We start from the raw sequence: 17,590 nt of genomic DNA on the forward strand, positions 1-17,590 counted from the left end.
TCGGCGACCTCCACCTGCCAGGTGCCCTTGAGCGGATCCAGTTCCTCTGGGGTGTCCGCGTCCGTCGGGGCGCCCAGCAACACCGGCAGGGAACCGGCCTGCACCAGATCACCCGCGACCGGATCGGTCAGCGTCACCGCGTCCTGACCCCCTGCCGGCGCGGTGGTGTTGACCGGCTCGTATTCCACTGGTGGCACGGTCGCTTCGCCGGTCAGGTCGTCCAGGACCCCGGTGTCGGCGTCGGTGGCCTTCTCCTCGGCAGGAATGTCGATCAGGTCCACGCCCGACCGGTCCCCGCCCGGTGGCGGCGCCGCCATCGCCTGCGCCGGCAGCAGCCCCACCACCAAGGCGGCCATAATCGCCGCCCCCATACCCAGCCGGACCCGGCGCGTACGCGAGCGTGCTTTGGAGGTACGGGGCAGTGCACCACGGCCGGACCACGACAGCGAACCAAACACCGAACAGCCCCCCATGGCGGCCGGCAGGAAACCCGCGCCCAAAAAGCGCGCGCCCCACCCCGAAGACAACACAAAGAATCCGCCGAATCCTCTGCCCTCATTCCACTCGCCGTCAAACACGAAACAGCCAATGTGATGCCCGTCACACAGGGAATTCGCAACCAAGACATGTCGACCCGGAGAAGATTCAGGATTACGGCATTTCGACAATGCAAAGACTTTCCTTTACAAGGTGCCCGCATGCGAAAATAAGCGGCAAGATCATTCCAAAACACCCAGCTGCACGTCCCGACCCGTACGGCGACGAGACACCATCCACACGCGATGGTCTCGGTGAATTGCCGGGAATCGCAGGTCCTGCACATCACGCAAACGGTTCCCGCACCTCCGGATGGCCTGACGGAATACGCGAGAACACTGGAATTTACTCGCCCGGTCGTACATGATCTGCTGGCACCTCTGTGCCCCAGCCTGAAATGCAGGCGGCGGGGCGTGGGTGGCTGGCACGTATTGCGCCCGAAAGAGGTGCGCAAAAGCAGTACCCGGCGAATCCGGGTTTCGGGGAGGGAAGACGTTTCGTGGACAGAGCATGGCTGCGCACGCCTCGTAGTCGACGGCGGGTCGGTGCGGTGCTGGCAACCGCGGTGGCCGCCGCACTGGGCGTGACCCAGTTGCCCGCCCTCCACCACGCCCCCTCCCCCGCGCGCGGAAAGGAGCAGGTGGCCGCGCCAAAGGTGCTGAACGAGGCTGCCGCCGTCTCCAAGGCCCGCACCTCGGGCAAGCGGGTGGAGGTCACCGCGCTGCGTGACGCGAGCAGCACCACCTGGGCCCGCCCGGACGGCAGCTTCGAACTGGAGACCCGTGCCGTGCCGTTCCGGGCCAAGGTCGACGGCACCTGGCGGCCGATCGACACCCGCCTGCACCGTGTCAAGGGTGGCGGCTGGGCCCCCAAGGCCGTGAACAGCCCCTTGGTCTTCTCCGGCGGCAGCCGCGCCGCCGACCGCGCCAACCGGTCCCATGTACGCGGTCAGATCCGGCCGGCCACTGTCACCGCCCTGCAGGACGCGGCCTCATCCACGGATCTGGTGACCTTCACCACCGACGGCCACCAGCTCACCATGACCTGGCCCGGCCCCCTGCCCGCCCCGGTCATCGACGGGCCACGGGCCCTGTACCAAGAAGTCCTGCCCGGTGTCGACCTGCTGCTCACGGCCCGCGACGCCGGGTTCTCCAACCTGCTGATCGTCAAGACCTCGCAGGCCGCCGACGATCCGGCCCTCGCCGAAGTCTCCTACGGGCTGACCTCGCCCGACCTGGCCTTCACCCTCGACCCGGTCACCCACGTCGTCCACGCCAAGGACGCCACCGGCCGTGAGGTCGCGGTCTCCCCCACTCCCTACATGTGGGACTCCGCCGGCACGCCCGCCGTCACACAAGGCGACGACCCGCAGCCACCCCGGCCCGCCGACGACCCGCCCCCCTCGGCCGACCCCGACGTCGACCCGCCCGAAGACCCCGCCGACGCCCCCGACCCCAACGCCTCCCACACCCCCGACGACAGCGACGACACTGCCGCGCCCACCAGCGACACCAGCGCCAGCCCGGCCGCCTACCAGGACCACACCACCATCAGCGGAGCGCGGCCTGCGGCCTTCACCACCGGCACCGGCCCGGACTCGGTCCTTTCCCTGGCCGGACTGGCCGGCCCCCAGCCCGGAAGCCACGACGCCCTGGCCCAGACCACCCTCACCGACCACACCCTGAGCATCAAGCCCAACCTCAAGCTGCTCACCGGCGGCTCCACCGTCTACCCGGTCTTCATCGACCCGTCCATGACCGGGCACACCAACAACTGGACCACCGCCTACAAGCCCTACCCCACGACGAGCTTCTGGAACGGCACCAACTTCAACGACGGCACCGACACCGCCCGCGTCGGCTACGAGTCCACCACCGGCGGCCTGTCCCGCTCCTTCTTCCAGCTCTCGCTGGACAGCAAACTCAAAGGCGCAGCCGTCTCGTCGGCCTCCTTCTACGCCCTGGAGACCTACTCCTGGTCATGCTCGGCCCGCAGCGTCCAGCTGTGGCGCACCGGCGGCATCAGCTCCTCCACCACCTGGAACAACCAGCCCTCGTGGAGCGAGGAGATCAACGCCCAGAGCGTCGCACACGGCTACAGCAGCAGCTGCCCCGACAACTGGGTGAACTTCCCCGCCACCTCCCTGGCGCAGGATGCCGCCGACAACGGCTGGACCAAGATCACCCTCGGACTGCGCGCCGCCGACGAAACCTCCTCCTACGCCTGGAAGAAGTTCGAGGCAAGCAGCAGCAACTCCCCCTACCTGAAGATCACCTACAACCACAAGCCCAACGAGCCCACCGGACTCGACATGTCCCCGGGGCCGAAGTGCGACACCGTGGCCGCCTCGACCGTCGGCAACTCCGACATCACCTTCTCCGCCACCGCCTCCGACACCGACGGCGACCTGAAGTACCTGGACTTCGAGCTGTGGCAGGACGGCAGCAGCACCAAGATCTTTGACGGTAACCAGACCGTCGACAGCAGCGGTCACGCCAGCGTCAAGGTGGTCAGCAGCAAGTTCGCCAACGGCAAGACCTACTGGTGGCGGGTGCGCGCCATCGACTCCACCGGCGCCGCCTCCACCTACGCCCCGCCCTCGACCGACAACTGCGGCTTCGTCTACGACGCCGCCAAGCCCAACTCCCCGAACGTGACCTCCACCGACTACCCCGAGGAGAACAGCACCGGTTCCAACTGGAGCACCAAACCCTTCGGCACCACCGGTAGCGTCACCTTCAGCCCCAACGGATCCACCGACACCGTCACCTACAAGTACTCCCTCAACACCACCGCCTACGACAACACCAAGACCGTCTCCCCCGGGGCCAGCGCCACCGTCACCATTCAGCCCAAGGTCGCCGGTCCCAACGTCCTGTATGCCGTGGCGGTCGACAGCGCGGGCAACACCTCCGCCCGCACGGACTACGTCTTCTACGTAACCCCGCGTGACACGGGCGACGGCCCAGGCGACACCACGGGCGATACCCGCCCCGACCTGTATGTCATCGACGTCCAGGGGAATCTGCGTCTCTACCCCGCTGACGCAGCCGGCGACATCCACCGTTCCCTGCCCGCTGCTCACGACGCCGGCCGTCCTCTTCCCGACGGCTACTGGACCGACAGCGCCAACCAAAACCCCGCGCTGATCACGCACAACGGTGACTACATCGGAGCCGACCGGCTCACCGACCTCATCGCCCGCATGCCCGACGGCAAGCTCTACGCCTACCCCGGCGACGGATACGGCAGCGTCGATGTCAGCCGACGCCTCGAGATCCTCCTGCCCGCGCAAGCCCCCGACGGGGTGGCCGTCCCCCAACCGGGCGAGCTGAGCCAGATCCTGTCCATCGGAGACCTCAACAACGACGGCAGGCCTGACATGTTCGCCACCGCCGGAACGGCGCTGTGGTTCTTCACCGGATACACCGGTGCCGCCTTCACCCAGGCCGAAAGAGTCACCCTCACCACCTGGGACGACCGCGACCTGATCAGCGTCGAGGACGTCAACGGCGACGGAGCACGGGACCTGGTCTTCCGGAAGCTGAGCACCGCAACGCTGTGGGTCCGCTACGGCAAACCCGACAGTGGCGGCGGCACCCTGCTCGCGTCCATCACCCACGCCGTGGACTCCCTCACCGGCGTCGACACCAACTACGCCACCGGATGGAGCACCACCGCCATCACCTGGGCCGCCGGCACACCCGACGTCAATGGCGACCACATTCCCGACATCTGGGCCCGCAACGCCAACGGCACCGTGGACTTCTACAAGGGCACGAAGACCTCCGTCGGCACACCCGTCAACGTCATCAGCACCGACTGGAGCACCAAGAAGGCCCTCGGCTGACCCACACCCGTCCCCGTCGGGGCCTGGTGCCCGCCCTTCCAGGCGGGCACCAGGCCCCGCCCCATAGCCACCACACCTGGCATCACAGCCGCCCGCAGTCCGACCTCAACGCATCGCCCGCAGACCAGGGCTGCCCGCCGGGCACCAGCTCCGAGAGAGCCCCCATCAGTCCTCGGCGCACCCGCACCGCGCCACACTCCACCGGGCTCTCCAGCCCGGTCATGCCAGTCCAAGCGGACCGCTCGCGGACATGACTGCCGATGTTGCGCCCAGCCTGCGCCCCGTCACGCGCCCATGGCCATCGTTCAAGGCACGGAAAAGAACGTCACCGACTGCGGAAGCCTCCCCACCACAGAAGGCAGCGAAAAGGTCGCAGGCCACTCACCCAGGAAATGAAATACAGCCCGGATAGATCCCGCCGAATTACACCCACCGAGAAGCACCTTTAGGCGCCTCGAAGAAATAGAGTTAACCTGGGATAGAAATACTGAATGCGACGCCGAAGACCTTCACCCCACCCTTCGCCCGCCACGAAAAAGGGGAATACTGAACCAGCCCATCCCCTACCGCATCCGCTTCACCTGGGGCGATGTCGAGCGAGGGCCGCGATCAGGCCATCAAGTACACGACGCGGACCGTGGCCCGCAAAAGCCGCACACTCCGCACCAGACGGACACTCGGTACCACTGCGGACGCTGGCGCGGAACGAATCGGTAAGGCATGATCTGCTCGCGCAATCCTGCTCGCCGGAGGGTATCCGAAGCGGATCCCTCAACGAATAGGAAACAGCAGGTTAACTGTAGCCAAACAACGAAGAGCGCATGTGTGAAACGAGCTTTTCGTCGGCAGGTGACGCTCGTCGGGCGGCTACGGATCGGGGAGGGGAAAGAGTTTCGTGGACAGACGATGGCTGCGTGTTCGTCGTAGTCGGCGGCGGGTTGGTGCGATGCTGGCCGTCGCCGTGGCCGCCACATTCGGCCTGACCCAGCTACCCGCCCTCCACCACGACGCCTCACACGGCGCCGACAAGAAGTCGGCCGCACCAAGGCTGCGGGACGAGACCACCGCACTGGCCAAGGCGCGCACATCGGGGAAGCGGGTGGAGGTCACCGCGCTGCGCGACGCGAGCAGCACCACCTGGGCCCGCCCGGACGGCAGCTTCGAACTGGAAACCCGTGCCGTGGCGTTCCGCGCGAAGGTCGACGGGACCTGGCGGCCGATCGACACCCGCCTGCGCCGTGTAAAAGGCGGTGGCTGGGCCCCCAAGGCCGTGAACAACCCCGTGGTCTTCTCCGGCGGCAGCACGGGGCGGCGGGCCTCCCGGTCCCAGGTCCGGGCGGCTCTGGCGACCAGCACCGCTCAGGCGGCCTCGTCGACTGATCTGGTGACCTTCACCACCGACAGCCACAAGCTCACCATGACCTGGCCCGGCCCCCTGCCCGCCCCCGTGATCGACGGGCCGCGGGCCCTGTACCAGGACGTCCTGCCCGGGGTCGATCTGCTGCTGACGGCCCGCGACGCCGGGTTCTCCCACCTGCTGATCGTCAAAACCGCGCAGGCCGCGGATGATCCGGCTCTCGCCGAGGTCTCCTATGGACTGACCTCGCCCGACCTGGCCTTCACCCTGGACCCGGTCACCCACGTCGTCCACGCCAAGGACACCGCAGGCCGTGAGGTCGCGGTCTCCCCCACCCCCTACATGTGGGACTCTGCCGGAAAGCCCGCCGCCACCGAAGGTGACGACCCGCAGCCGCCCCGCCCTTCCGACGACCCGCTTCCCTCGGCCGGCCCGGACGTCGACCCGCCCGAAGACCCTGCGGACGCCCCCGACCCCAGCGCCTCCCACACCCCCGACTATCTGGACGACACCGCCGCTCCCACCCCCACCGACGACACCAGCGCCGGCCCAGCCGCGTACCGGGGACACGCCGCCACGGCGGGGGCGCGGCCTGCAGCCTTCCTCACCGGCACCGGCGCGGACTCGGTCCTTTCCCTGGCTGGACTGGCCGGCCCTCAACCCGGCAGCCACGACGCTCTGGCCCAGAGCACCCTCACCGGCGGCACGACGCTGAGCATCAGGCCGAACCTCAAGCTGCTCACCGGTGAGTCCACCGTCTACCCGGTCTTCATCGACCCGTCCTTCACCGGGCACACCAACAACTGGACCACCGCCTACCAGCCGTACCCGACCTCCAGCTTCTGGAACGGCACCAACTTCAACGACGGCACCGACACCGCCCGCGTCGGCTACGAGTCCACCACCAGGGGACTGTCCCACTCCTTCTTCCAGCTCTCCCTGTCCAGCAGCAAACTCAAAGGCGCAGCCGTCTCCTCCGCGTACTTCTACGCCCTGGAGACCTACTCCTGGTCCTGCTCCGCCCGCAGCGTCGAGCTGTGGCACACCGGGAGCATCAGCTCCTCCACCACCTGGAACAACCAGCCCTCGTGGATCGAGCAGGTCGACGCCCAAAACGTCGCACACGGCTACAGCAGCAGCTGCCCGGACAACTGGGTGAAGTTCACCGCCACCTCACTGGCCCAGGACGCCGCCGACAACGGCTGGGGCTACGCCACCATGGGCCTGCGTGCTGCCGACGAAAGCTCGGCCTACCCGTGGAAGAAGTTCGAGGCCAGCAGCAGCAACTCTCCTTACCTGAAGATCATCTACAACCACAAGCCGAACGAGCCCACCCAGCAGACCATGGCCCCCGGCCCGGACTGCGACCTCGAGGGCACCTCCAGTGTCGGCAAGTCCGACCTGACCTTCGCCGCCACCGCAACCGACCCCGACGGCGATCTGAAATATCTGGACTTCGAGCTGTGGCAGGACGGCAGCAGCACCAAGATCCTTGACGGTAATCAGACCGTCGACAGCAGCGGCCACGCCAGCGTCACGGTGCTCAGCAGCAAGTTCGCCAACGGAAAGACCTACTGGTGGCGGGTGCGCGCCATCGACTCCACCGGCGCCGCCTCCACCTACGCCCCACCCGGCTCGGGCAACTGCGGATTCGTCTTCGACGCCGACAAACCCAACTCGCCAAAGGTCACCTCCGCCGACTACCCCGAGGACGACGGCACCGGCACCATCTGGAGCACCGTCAACTACGGCACGTCCGGTGACTTCACCCTCAGCTCCGACGGATCCGCCGACACCGTCAGGTACGAGTTCTCCTTCAACAGCACCAGCTACGGCGGTAGCGGCACCCCCGCCGCACCCGGCGGAAGCGTCACCATGCACCTCAACCCCCACAACGCCGGCCCCAACGTCTTCTACGTCCGAGCCGTTGACTCCGCGGGGAACCGGTCCGCCGGAACCAAGTACATCTTCTACGTCACCCCACGCGACACCGCCGATGCCGCTGGCGACTTGACCGGCGACGCCTGGCCCGACGCCGTCGTCGTCGACCAGTACAAGGACCTGCGCGTCTACCCCGCGACCAGCATCGGGGACCTATACGCCTACAACCGCGCCGCTTACGACCAACGCGGGCTCGTCGAGACCAACAGCGCCTACCCCGACGACTACTGGACCGGTGCCCTGCTCACCCACAACGGCGACTTCATCTCCGGCGACGGCCTGCAAGACCTGATCGCCCGCATGAACGACGGCAAGCTCTACATCTACCCAGGCGACGGCTACGGCAGCTTCGACGTCAGCAAACGCCTTCAGGTCCTGCTGCCCGAGGGCGCACCTGATCCGGCCACCCTCGACCAGATCCTCGCCGCCGGAGACATCGACGGCGACGGCCGCCCCGACATGCTCGCCACCGAAGGCGGCCACTACTGGGCCTTCCTCGGCTACACCGCAGGCGCCTTCACCACCGCCATCCTGCAAAACGGTGGCAGCGTCTGGCCCGACCGCGACCTGGTCTCCGTCGGCGACCACAACAACGACGGAGCCGTCGACCTCGTCTTCCGTACCCTGTCCTCCGGCAAACTGACCCTGCGCTACGGCAAGCCCAACAGCACCGGCGGCACCGCCATCGACTCCCTCGCCAACTCCGGCAACTCACTCAACGGCGCCGACACCACCTACGCCGCCACCGGCTGGACCACCACCACCGTCCGCCTCCTACTCGGCACCCCCGACGCCAACCACGACGGCATCCCCGACATGTGGGCCGTCATGAACGACGGCAGCGTCCGCATGTACAGCGGAGGCACCACCACCGTCGGTACCTACACCACCGTCGTCAGCAACGGATGGGACGGCAAAATGACTGTCGGCTGACATCACGCACACGCTGTGGTCGGTGCGGGTAGCGTCCCGCCCCGACCACCCACCTCCCACCGGTCATCATTCGCGAACGTACCGCCCGTGGCAGAGGCCTCAGCGCAGGTAGCGCGGACCGCTGCCTCGCACTGACCGTGACCGTGGGGACCATCCCAGCGGGCGCGGGGAGCAGACTCGGCGCCCTGCGGATTTCCCAGCCTGGAGCACGGGAATCTAGCACTTTCAAGGGAAGCGACAACTTGGATAGATGGCACCATATTGCAATCATCCATCCTAGATGGGCTTCGAATAGACGATTCCGAGCGACGTCAAGCCCTCGCTGCGGCACAGCCGATCGGATGCGCCGCCGACCTCTGTTTGCAACAGTTGGTACGCGGCACTGTGCTCTTGGCCCCAGTGCATCGCGGCCCGCCACAGGGCGCGGCCGTAGCCGCGGCCGCGGTGCTCGGGCAGGACGCCGAAATACTGGGGCATGAGCTGGCGGGCGCCGACGGCGTCCGGCCGGATCTCCATGGGGCCGATGGCGCCCGCGACGCGCCCCTCGTGGACGGCGACGAGGACCGGGCCCACGGCGCCCGCGAGCATCTGCCGGTGCAGGAATGCGAACCCGTCGGCGGCCATTTGCGCGGCGAAGGCCGTGAAGTTGGCGCGCACCGCACCCGGGCAGTCGTCGAAGGGGAGCACCGTGCCGGGCTCGGGGTCGGGGCTCGACATGCTGGTGAAGTCCTTGAGCTGCACGCGCGTCCCAGCCCCGTCACAGCCCGCGTGCTCCGGGCCGAGGAAGGTCACCATGCGGGCCCGGGCGGCGTCGTGGCGGGCGCACAGCTTGGCGGCCAGCTCCCCGGCCACCAGCGGGGAGTCCGGTTCGACGCCGTAGACGTGGACCTTCACGGTGCCCTTACCGCGCCGCACCAGCGTGGGGACCAGGGTCTCCCCCGGCCGGTGCGCGATGTCCTCGGCGAGCACGGTCTCGTCCTTCACGTCCGACCAGCGCACGTCCTTGTCGTACCGCAGGAACCGCCGCTGCTGCTCGGCCGCACGGAGCACGTCGGCGAACAGGTCCTCGGTCAGCACCGACGGATGGACGGGGCCCAGCGTCGGCACGTACGGCACCGTCAGCACCGGCCGCAGCCATTCCCAGCGGAAGAGCATGGGTCGCACCTTACTTCTCGGGGACAGGAGGCGCGGGCCCCGGCGCAGGATGCGCCGGGGCCCGACCGTTTGTGATCGCTCAGCGATCAGTGGGGGTTGTCGTCGCTGCCCGCGCACGAGCAGGCGATGCCGCCCATCAGGTCGTCCAGGTCCGCGACCGGGGTGACGGACTGCGCGGCGACGAGCGCGGCCGGGACCTCCGGGCGGGTCCGCGGCGGCGGGGTCCGGCCGATGGTGACGGGAACAGCGGTCATGACTGCACCAACTCCTTCTTGGGTTGTCCGTGCTGGCAGTAGTTCGCCAGCGGGGCCTTCGCCTCCTGGAACTGCTTGGCCAGCGGGCGGCACACCAGACAGGTGCCCGACAGCTGGCAGCCGGAGCAGCCCCCGGTGCGAAGCATCAACTTGTCGGCCACTCCGGGCAGCCGACGCAGGCCGTCAAGGCCCTCGGTCATCAGGTCGATCTGGTCGTCGCGGCCCACCTTGCAGATGCTGACCTTGGCGTGCGGGTCGGCGTGGAAGAAGGTGTGGCCGGCGTTGCAGCCCTGGACCGGGGTGCGTTCGCGCAGGTGGCTGGAGGACTGGGCGAGCAGCGACTCGGGGCCGCCGTAGATCGTCGGCGTCATGTTCGTGTAGACGTGGTGCCGCAGCCCCCACTCCTCGGCCATGGCCACCATCGCGTCGACCTCGTGCGCGCTGTCCTCGGTGACGACGATGTTCAGCCGCACGGGAAGCCCGGCCTCGCGGGCTGCGGCCATGCCGCGCTGGAACGTCTTCCACGAGCCGCGGCGCTGCGTGAGGCCGTCGAAGCTCTCCTCTGTCGCGCCGTAGACGCTCACCACGAGCCGATAGGCGGGGAACTTCTCGAACATCTCCAGCAGCGACGGCTCCCACAGCCGGGAGGCGTTCGTGGAGATCGTCAGCATCATGCCCAGGCCGAAGGCGTACCGGTAGGCGTCCTGGAAGTGTTTGTCGATCGTGGGCTCGCCGCCGGTGATCTGCAGCCACAGCACCCCGGCGTCGCGCATGATGTCCAGCAGCCTGACCTTGTCTTCCCACGGCAGGCCGGCGAACTCCTTCAAGCCGAGGTAGCAGTGTTTGCAGGCGAAGTTGCAGCCGAGGTTGATCTCCCAGCTCGCGCGGCCGAACCCGAACTCGGTCGGCTTCCGCACAAGGACGTTGTCCCGTAGCGTCCGGCCGCCGAGGTCCAGGCCCCACGTGTCGCGTGCGAGGTCGGCGAACCACGCGGGGGCTGTTCCCCCGGTGGCTGTGACGTCCTCGAGTGCGCGGAACCGATCCTCGGGCAGGCGGGCGCCGGCTTGGCTGCCCGGCCGGACCGCGAGGTACCCGTCCAGGAACGGGCTCGCGATCAGGGCGTGCATGACGCCGCCCTCGGGGGGACGCCTGCCCGCGAGGGTGCGGGCGAGGGCCTGGGCGTCGTCTTCGATGTAGCCCATTCGTCTTCTCCAGTTCCGGCATCGACGCGGGGCGGTCCGCGCGCCTTCGAGTTGGGCACCGCCTCGCGTGCGGGGCTTCGCCGCACGCCGCGCGCGAGGCGGCGGTCTACGGGGTGGCAGCAGCGACGGTCTGCCGGGCGTCGTCGGTCCACACGACCAGGCGGCGCGTCTCGCGGCACGGCCCGCAGGCGTAGCGGGACCCGAGCAAGGCGCGCCGTCTGTCGGTGTGCCGGACCTCGCGCGTGGTGTCGGTGAACCACCCGCACCAGCTGCACGGGAACGCCTGGTCGCCGAGGACAGCGGGCAGCAGGAGCCGCCCGGCCATGGCCAGGTTCTCCAGGTGCCAGTAGGCCGACCACATGCCCTCGCCGCAGTCCTCCGCCAGGAACCCCCGGGCTCGTTCCACGAGGTTCGCGAGGGACGGCGGGACCGGGCCGAGCTCGGCGAGGAGGAGATGCACGTGGCCTCGGAGGACCAGTTCGTGCGCCTCGGCCGCCTCACGATCACGGAAGACCGGCAGAGTTCGGCAGTTCGCCCAGATCGTGGCCGCGTCGATCGGCTCGGCCGGGCCGGTCACGCGAGGGCTCCGCGTGGTCGTCCGGCCTCGATCACCCGGGCAACCAGGCCGGGCACGCACAGGTCACCGGCCGAGTCCATCGGCACCGACCAGTACGGGCGGCCCACGCGCGGCGCGGTGCGGTCCGGGTACGGCACGCCCAGGCAGGAGTTACGGCCCAGGCACACGGTGCCCGCAACGTCCCAGTGGCGGGCCGCGCTTCCGGGCACCAGCGCGTAGTACCGCTGGCTGATCCGGTCCACGACCACGGGTCCGCCGTCCAGGGCCTCCGCGAGGTACCCGTCGATCTCGTGAGGGTCGCTGGATCGAGCGGCGCCCTCGACGAACGCGGCCGGGATACGGACAACGGAGAACAGCGTGCCGCACTCCAGCATGATCAGCCCGCGCTCCTCCCACACCGCGCGCCGTATGCCGCGCTCGGCGGCCTGCAACAGCCAGTGCGCTACCGCGAGCTGGCGCTCGTACAGGGTGCTCACCAGCACGGCGGCGCCGGGCTCCTCGCCCGCGTCGTGGTCTCTCGTCGTCCTCGCCATAGCTCCAGGCCCCCAAGCGGCTGTCTGCTGTTACAGCGAGTACACCGACCGCTACTGTGGAACGGCTATCCCCGTCGAGCACGACTCTGTTCAACGGGTTCAACGCCCTGCTTGGGAGGGTGGACGAAGTGGCGAATCACTCGCGTGCGCGCAACGAGGCCCTTGTCGAGGCCATGCGGGAAGCGGGTTTGACGTACGAACAGCTCGCGGCCGCGGTGCGCGTAGTGGCGGCCGAGGCCGGCGATTCCCTGCGGACAGGACGGTCCGCTGTGGCGTTCTGGGTGGGAGGCGGTCAGCCGAGCCCGCAGACGGCGACGTACATTGCGGAGGCGATCTCAAGGAGGCTGGCCGACAGGTCCGGCCGTCTCAACTCGCGCTCGGGGCCCTGGAGAAGGACGGGCCCCAAGAAGCGCTTGGGACGTTCTTGGGGCCCGATCCGGTAGACATGCTACGGCGCCTCGGGGAGGCCGACATCCAACGCCGCAGTTTTCTCACAAACGCCGCATACAGCGTCGCGGCGGCCGCTCTCCCGCTCGGGATAGAGGAAGCGATCGAGCGCGGGCAGCGCGGACAGCACACCGGCCCCCGCGCGGGACGCGCGGAGATCGAGGCCGTGCGCGACATGACCGACCTGTTCACCAGGATCGACGAGCGGCACGGCGGGCAGCACGGCCGGACCGCCGTCGTCCAGTACCTCCGCTCGGACGTAGCCGACCTGTGCCGGGCCACGTTCGCCAGCGATGAGGACCGCGCCGAAGCCCTGTCGGCAGCGGCCAGCGTCGCCTACCTGTGCGGCTGGAAGGCGTACGACGCGTCCGAGCACGGCCTGGCCCAGCGCTACTACCTCCAGGCGTACGCCCTCACCCGCGAGGCCGGCGACGACCTGCACGCCGCATGGATACTGCGCATCCTCGCCCACAACGGCATGGACATCCGCCGACCCGAATCGACACTGGAGCTCGCCGACGCCGCACTCGCCCGGATCAAGGGCAAGGCGGCCCCCGCCACCGAGTCACTGTTCGCCATCACCCGGGCCCGCGCACTGGCGAACGCCGGCCGGGGCAAGGAGGCAGCCCGCCAGGTCCGCGCCGCACAGGACCTCGTCCTCTCGGGCAGCGCGGACGAGCTGCCGGTGTGGGCCGCACGGTGGGGCTCGCCCCGGGCCACGGTCGCCTCGCACACGGCGAAGACCTTCCACGCTCTCGGTGACCACGCCAACGCCGAGCGGCACTATGCGGCCTCCGCGCGGAACCGGCCCCGCACCGGCCACGAGCGGATCACCGCGCTCACCCTGGCCGCTCAGGGCCGGGAGCAGGCCGCACAGGGCCACGTCGAAGCGGCGTGCGGCTCCTGGGGCAAGTCCCTGGACCTCCTCAACGGGGTCCGGTCCGCCCGGGCCGTCGACGAGGTCGCGGGCATCCGCCGTCAGCTCGCGGTGTTCGGCCGCCGTGGCATGCGGGCTGCGCACGACCTGGACGAGCGGGCCCGCATCTGGCAGGCCGCGCACGCGGCCTGACCCGGAGACACCCGCGCCCCGCCTGGGTTCCACTCCGGGCGGGGCGCAGTCGGGTCCGAGAAGCCTGGGATTCGGACAAACCGCACGCTACCGGCAGACGTCGACCCCGCTCAGGACCAGGCTCGCCGGCTCCAGGGAGGCGACGCGGGGCGGGGTGCTCAGCACCCGCGCGAGGTTGGCCATGGCCGTGACGGCCGGCATGCGGGCCCAGGTCTCCGCGCAGTCCGCGCACGAAATCCGTACGCCCTCGCCGCGCGAGCAGACCCGCACGCCGTCCTCGATCGCGTGGCTCAGCACCGGGTGATGGCAGCGGGAGCAGGTCCGCACGTGCGCGACTCGTTCGATCTGGTGGTGGGCCCGCTCAACGCTGGGACGCGGGCGGCGGTTGGGGCGGGTGTAGGGCCTCATGGGTCTCCCCGGAACGGTCGGACGGGTCGAGTCGGCCCAGATGATGACAGAGACGGCGGAACGCCCGCCTCCGGAGGAGGGGCGGGCGTTCCGGTCTGTGGGGAGCCGGGGGGCCGGTCAGCCGTTCTTGGCGGCCCCTGCGCGGACGCGGACGATCTCGACAACGGCCCGGATACCGGCGACGCCGACGATCGTGCCGCCGGTGACGATGCCGAGGATGACGAGGGTCAAGGTCGCGTTGCTGCTCATTCCTGGCCTCCTGGCTGGTCGTGGTCGCAGTCCGGGCACATCAGGCGCAGGCGGCGGTTCACCTGGTCGACGGCGTCACGCAGGCTGCCGCCGTCGTTGGGGTACAGCTCGTGCTGGAAGCTGCCCAGCCGCTCCTCCATGGACCCGACGCGTTCCAGCAGACCCGGCCTGGCCGGGACACCGGGGCGGGCCTCCTCGCCGTAGAAATCGTCGATGAACTGGTTGATGCGGCGGCCGAGGAGGACGGCCCAGCGGACGACCCGCCACGCCACCGTACAGAGACCGGCCAGCGCCGCCGCAACGGCACCCCACAGGAGGATGGCGTCGACGAGGCCGTTGCCGGTCGCGTCGACGCTCACCGGCTCGCGCTCCCGATCCTCGGCGCGTGCCTGGCCTTCCACCCGGCCGCGAACGTCAGCAGCGTCGGCACGATCGCCAGCACGAACGGGGCGAGGCTGTCGGGCAGCGGGTCGAGGAGGCGGGCGTGGTCCTGGACGGCGGCCAGGACGCCGAGCAGGCCGGTCGACGCGAGGTACGCGGCCGACGTGGCGGCCTTCACCTTCGGCTCGATGCGGGCGTGACGGGGCATGGGACAGGGGCCTTTCAGGAGTGGAGGAGCTTCCAGGTCAGCGGGCCCGGGTAGCCGTCGGGGTCGCTGCGCAGTTCGGCTGTCGCGCGCTGGAAGTCGGCGACGTTGCGGCGGGTGTACTCGGTGAACAGCGGCCCCTTCTGGTAGCCGTTGCCGTCGTGGTTCCGGGTGAACCCCTTGGCGATAAGGCAGGCGTCCAGCTCCACGACCGCGGGGTGTCGGCGGCCGATGACGAACGCGTCCTCGCCGGGGAACGGAGGGATCTCGAGAACCGGCTTGCCCGGCACGTGGAGCTGCTGCTCGGGGTAGATCGTGTACGGCGCCTTGATGCCGTTGACGACCGCCAGCTCCTGCCACGACACGTTGAGCCGGCGGGCGATGGCCGCGATCGTGTCCTGCGCCCGCACAACGTAGATCCCAGGTGGCGGCGTCGGGGTCTTCACCCCGGCCGGACGCTTCGCGCCCTGCTCCACCCACGCGTACAGCTGGTCCCCCGGGCACGCGGTGGCGTAGCCGTCCCGGTGGCCGCCGACCCAGTTCCCGGCGTCGCCGCTGCGGCGGAGCCACTCGATCGCGTCGACCAGCCCGTTCAGCATGGCGTCCGTCGGCACGGTCATGCCCTTGCTGCCGAGCAGCGCGCACACCGCGTAGTCCTGCTCGTTCAGCGCCTGGCTGCCGTTGGCGCCGGTCCGCCTGTGCGTGCCACGGCCCTCGAAGACGCTGCCGTGCTCGCAGACGAGGGCGGTGTACGCGATGTCGACGTAGTTCTCTTTCACGTTGGCCAGGTGCTCGGCCCGGATGCTGCGCACCATGTCGTCGCACAGGCTGTGCGCGCGGCTGGCGTACGGCGCGCCCAGGTAATGCACCTTCACGCCACGTGTCTTCGCCACATACGCAGCCGGCGAGGCGGCCGGGGCTCCCCAGGCTTCACGCGGGACGAAATCCATGAGCCATCTCCGCAAATCGGAATGACGGCCCGGCCCACAACCAGCGGCCTCGGAAGTGTAAGCCAACGGCCCCATACGGTGATCCGTACGGGGCCGTCAGCTGTCAGGCTCTCTACCTCAGCCGTGCCCACGGAAGCTCAAACACGAACTTGACGGCCTTGCGGAGATTGCACGTCATATGCGCTGGACGGATGTTGTCCATGCTGTGTGCCCCACCCCTCGCCAGCGGGACGACGTGATCGAAGTGCAGGTCACCCCGCCCTTGGATGGGCTCGCCACACAGATGGCAGTTCAATCCGTGGAGCTCCAGCAACTTTGCATAGTCCACGGCCTCTACCCTCGCGGCTCGAACTCGCGCCCGACGTAGGCTGTGCTGTGCACGCCGCTTCTCTGGGTTGGCGATGGCCCAGTCCCGGGCTCGCTTACGGTTCAGCTCGGGATTGAGCTTGGCCCAGTGACGTTTTCTCAGCGGTGATCACTTCCATATCCCGTTGAGGACGAGGGCGGCGCGGGCGATGTCGCCGATCCGGCTGGGGCTGATGGTGACGTGTTGCAGGGTGCGCCAGCGCTGCTTGAGCTCGGCTGCGGCGCGTTCCCCGAGTGCACGGATGCCTCTGATCAGGCTGTTGGTGGTTCGCGTGTCGGTGTGCAGGGCCCGCTCGGACTGGCCCTTCGGGCGGCGGACCGGGACGCGGATGCCGATCCCGGCACCGATGTAGCCCTTGTCGGCCAGGGTGGGCAGCCCGTCGGCTGCTGCCTTGTACAGCGCGGGGAGGGCGTGAATGCGGGCGGCGGTGATATCGGGGGTGGAGCCGGGCTCGACATCGGAGACCCACAGCGGGGTGCCGTCGGGGGCTGACAGAAACTGCACGTTGCCGCCGAATGCCTTGTGCTTCTGGCTGAACCACAGGTCGTTGCCGTTGTCGCGGACCCCGGCCACGCGGTCGGATTCGATGAGCGTGCCGTCGAGGATCACGTGAGTCATGCCCTCGCGTCGGCAGTGGTCCAGGACCTCGTGCAGGTCCGGTGCCTGGTCGGCGAGGACGTCGATGCCTTCGTGGAGGTAGCGGTATCCGGTGGCCTGGGAGACGCCGGCGTCGCGGGCCAGGCAGTGCACGCAGCCGCGCTCGCGGAACCAGCGCAGCACCAGTACGGCCTGGCGGAACGGGCCGAGCGCGCGGCTGCCGCGCGGAGTGCCGATTCGCCGCCGGTGCGCGGCCAGTAGACGGGACAGGTACTCCACGACATGGCGCGGAACGTCGAGCGTGGCAACATAGGTGACCAACGTGAAGCCTCTGGTGGTTCGGACATGATCTTGTGGTGAGACCTGTCCTACCAGGGGCTTTACGTCTGTCCACAGCCGGGCCCAGTCCGTCCGGCGTGCTCATGTATGGGCTGGTTCACGCCGCTTCGCGTAGATCATTTCGCTGAGAAAACGTCACTGACGACCCGTGCTGACACTTCGGGCGAGCATCGGGCGAGCTAATGATCTTCGCGGCCCCTCCGGGTGACCCGGAGGGACGCCGCTCGTTATTCCGCTGC

Annotated in this window: 17 protein-coding genes; 4 read left to right on the top strand and 13 right to left on the bottom strand. The window is 69.1% G+C overall.

Features of this window, described 5'->3' with window-relative positions:
* Positions 1-578 (bottom strand): hypothetical protein (locus tag AC3EUJ_RS27910; RefSeq protein ID WP_431966063.1); only part of this gene is annotated, 578 nt, incomplete at its 3' end.
* A 458-nt stretch (positions 579-1,036) separates the two neighbouring features.
* Between AC3EUJ_RS27910 and AC3EUJ_RS27915 the strand changes: the two genes are divergently transcribed.
* Together AC3EUJ_RS27915 and AC3EUJ_RS27920 are read left to right on the top strand one after the other, a co-directional pair.
* On the top strand, positions 1,037-4,387 hold the full coding sequence (locus AC3EUJ_RS27915) for a DNRLRE domain-containing protein (protein ID WP_431966065.1): 3,351 nt from the start codon (positions 1,037-1,039) through the stop codon (positions 4,385-4,387).
* Between the two features lie 961 nt (positions 4,388-5,348).
* Positions 5,349-8,618, top strand: coding sequence for an FG-GAP-like repeat-containing protein (locus AC3EUJ_RS27920; protein WP_431966067.1), 3,270 nt, complete (start codon positions 5,349-5,351; stop codon positions 8,616-8,618).
* A gap of 276 nt (positions 8,619-8,894) precedes the next feature.
* On the opposite strand, the gene AC3EUJ_RS27925 is transcribed toward AC3EUJ_RS27920, so the two are convergent.
* From AC3EUJ_RS27925 to AC3EUJ_RS27945, 5 genes are all read right to left on the bottom strand, one after another.
* Entirely contained in the window at positions 8,895-9,773 is an 879-nt protein-coding gene (locus AC3EUJ_RS27925) for a GNAT family N-acetyltransferase (RefSeq protein WP_431966069.1), read from the bottom strand.
* A gap of 86 nt (positions 9,774-9,859) precedes the next feature.
* On the bottom strand, positions 9,860-10,027 hold the full coding sequence (locus tag AC3EUJ_RS27930) for a hypothetical protein (protein ID WP_431966071.1): 168 nt from the start codon (positions 10,025-10,027) through the stop codon (positions 9,860-9,862).
* Positions 10,024-11,154 carry a radical SAM protein gene (locus AC3EUJ_RS27935; protein ID WP_431966158.1) on the bottom strand — a complete coding sequence of 377 codons (1,131 nt, stop codon included), beginning with the start codon at positions 11,152-11,154 and terminating at the stop codon, positions 10,024-10,026. Before AC3EUJ_RS27935 ends, AC3EUJ_RS27930 begins: the two co-directional genes overlap by 4 nt.
* 181 nt (positions 11,155-11,335) lie before the next feature.
* Positions 11,336-11,806 (bottom strand): hypothetical protein, encoded by a 471-nt coding sequence (locus AC3EUJ_RS27940; RefSeq protein ID WP_431966073.1) that lies wholly within the window; start codon positions 11,804-11,806, stop codon positions 11,336-11,338.
* Positions 11,803-12,339, bottom strand: coding sequence for a hypothetical protein (locus tag AC3EUJ_RS27945; RefSeq protein ID WP_431966075.1), 537 nt, complete (start codon positions 12,337-12,339; stop codon positions 11,803-11,805). The genes AC3EUJ_RS27940 and AC3EUJ_RS27945 overlap by 4 nt, the downstream gene beginning before the upstream one ends.
* A 173-nt stretch (positions 12,340-12,512) precedes the next feature.
* On the opposite strand from AC3EUJ_RS27945, the gene AC3EUJ_RS27950 reads away from it, so the two are divergent.
* Together AC3EUJ_RS27950 and AC3EUJ_RS27955 are read left to right on the top strand one after the other, a co-directional pair.
* A complete protein-coding gene (locus tag AC3EUJ_RS27950) occupies positions 12,513-12,782 on the top strand; it encodes a hypothetical protein (protein ID WP_488180971.1) in 270 nt (89 codons plus the stop codon).
* A complete protein-coding gene (locus AC3EUJ_RS27955; protein WP_488180972.1) occupies positions 12,725-13,855 on the top strand; it encodes an NsdA family TPR-like regulatory protein in 1,131 nt (376 codons plus the stop codon). The genes AC3EUJ_RS27950 and AC3EUJ_RS27955 overlap by 58 nt, the downstream gene beginning before the upstream one ends.
* 87 nt (positions 13,856-13,942) lie before the next feature.
* Here the strand turns inward: AC3EUJ_RS27955 and AC3EUJ_RS27960 are convergent, their stop codons facing one another.
* The 7 genes from AC3EUJ_RS27960 to AC3EUJ_RS27990 all read right to left on the bottom strand — a co-directional run bounded on the left by AC3EUJ_RS27960 (position 13,943) and on the right by AC3EUJ_RS27990 (position 17,333).
* Positions 13,943-14,263, bottom strand: a complete 321-nt coding sequence (locus AC3EUJ_RS27960) for a hypothetical protein (protein ID WP_431966079.1) — start codon at positions 14,261-14,263, stop codon at positions 13,943-13,945.
* 117 nt (positions 14,264-14,380) lie between these two features.
* Complete coding sequence (locus AC3EUJ_RS27965) at positions 14,381-14,512, bottom strand: hypothetical protein (protein ID WP_431966081.1); 132 nt, start codon at positions 14,510-14,512, stop codon at positions 14,381-14,383.
* Positions 14,509-14,871, bottom strand: a complete 363-nt coding sequence (locus tag AC3EUJ_RS27970; RefSeq protein WP_431966083.1) for a hypothetical protein — start codon at positions 14,869-14,871, stop codon at positions 14,509-14,511. The genes AC3EUJ_RS27965 and AC3EUJ_RS27970 overlap by 4 nt, the downstream gene beginning before the upstream one ends.
* On the bottom strand, positions 14,868-15,101 hold the full coding sequence (locus AC3EUJ_RS27975; RefSeq protein WP_431966085.1) for a holin: 234 nt from the start codon (positions 15,099-15,101) through the stop codon (positions 14,868-14,870). The genes AC3EUJ_RS27970 and AC3EUJ_RS27975 overlap by 4 nt, the downstream gene beginning before the upstream one ends.
* Positions 15,102-15,115: 14 nt before the next feature.
* On the bottom strand, positions 15,116-15,973 hold the full coding sequence (locus tag AC3EUJ_RS27980) for a peptidoglycan-binding protein (protein ID WP_431966087.1): 858 nt from the start codon (positions 15,971-15,973) through the stop codon (positions 15,116-15,118).
* A 187-nt stretch (positions 15,974-16,160) separates the two neighbouring features.
* A complete protein-coding gene (locus AC3EUJ_RS27985; RefSeq protein ID WP_431966089.1) occupies positions 16,161-16,376 on the bottom strand; it encodes an HNH endonuclease in 216 nt (71 codons plus the stop codon).
* A 147-nt stretch (positions 16,377-16,523) separates the two neighbouring features.
* Positions 16,524-17,333: a transposase family protein gene (locus AC3EUJ_RS27990; RefSeq protein ID WP_431966091.1), complete on the bottom strand. Its 810-nt coding sequence runs from the start codon at positions 17,331-17,333 to the stop codon at positions 16,524-16,526.
* Positions 17,334-17,590: the final 257 nt, after the last annotated feature.

The sequence above is a fragment of the Actinacidiphila sp. bgisy160 genome (assembly GCF_057707815.1).

Bases quoted from the DNA above. Each gene is read 5' to 3' on its own strand.
- AC3EUJ_RS27925 (WP_431966069.1), bottom strand. From the start codon at position 9,773: ATGCTCTTCCGCTGGGAATGGCTGCGGCCGGTGCTGACGGTGCCGTAC.
- AC3EUJ_RS27930 (WP_431966071.1), bottom strand. From the start codon at position 10,027: ATGACCGCTGTTCCCGTCACCATCGGCCGGACCCCGCCGCCGCGGACC.
- AC3EUJ_RS27935 (WP_431966158.1), bottom strand. From the start codon at position 11,154: ATGCACGCCCTGATCGCGAGCCCGTTCCTGGACGGGTACCTCGCGGTC.
- AC3EUJ_RS27945 (WP_431966075.1), bottom strand. From the start codon at position 12,339: ATGGCGAGGACGACGAGAGACCACGACGCGGGCGAGGAGCCCGGCGCC.
- AC3EUJ_RS27950 (WP_488180971.1), top strand. From the start codon at position 12,513: ATGCGGGAAGCGGGTTTGACGTACGAACAGCTCGCGGCCGCGGTGCGC.
- AC3EUJ_RS27960 (WP_431966079.1), bottom strand. From the start codon at position 14,263: ATGAGGCCCTACACCCGCCCCAACCGCCGCCCGCGTCCCAGCGTTGAG.
- AC3EUJ_RS27965 (WP_431966081.1), bottom strand. From the start codon at position 14,512: ATGAGCAGCAACGCGACCTTGACCCTCGTCATCCTCGGCATCGTCACC.
- AC3EUJ_RS27975 (WP_431966085.1), bottom strand. From the start codon at position 15,101: ATGCCCCGTCACGCCCGCATCGAGCCGAAGGTGAAGGCCGCCACGTCG.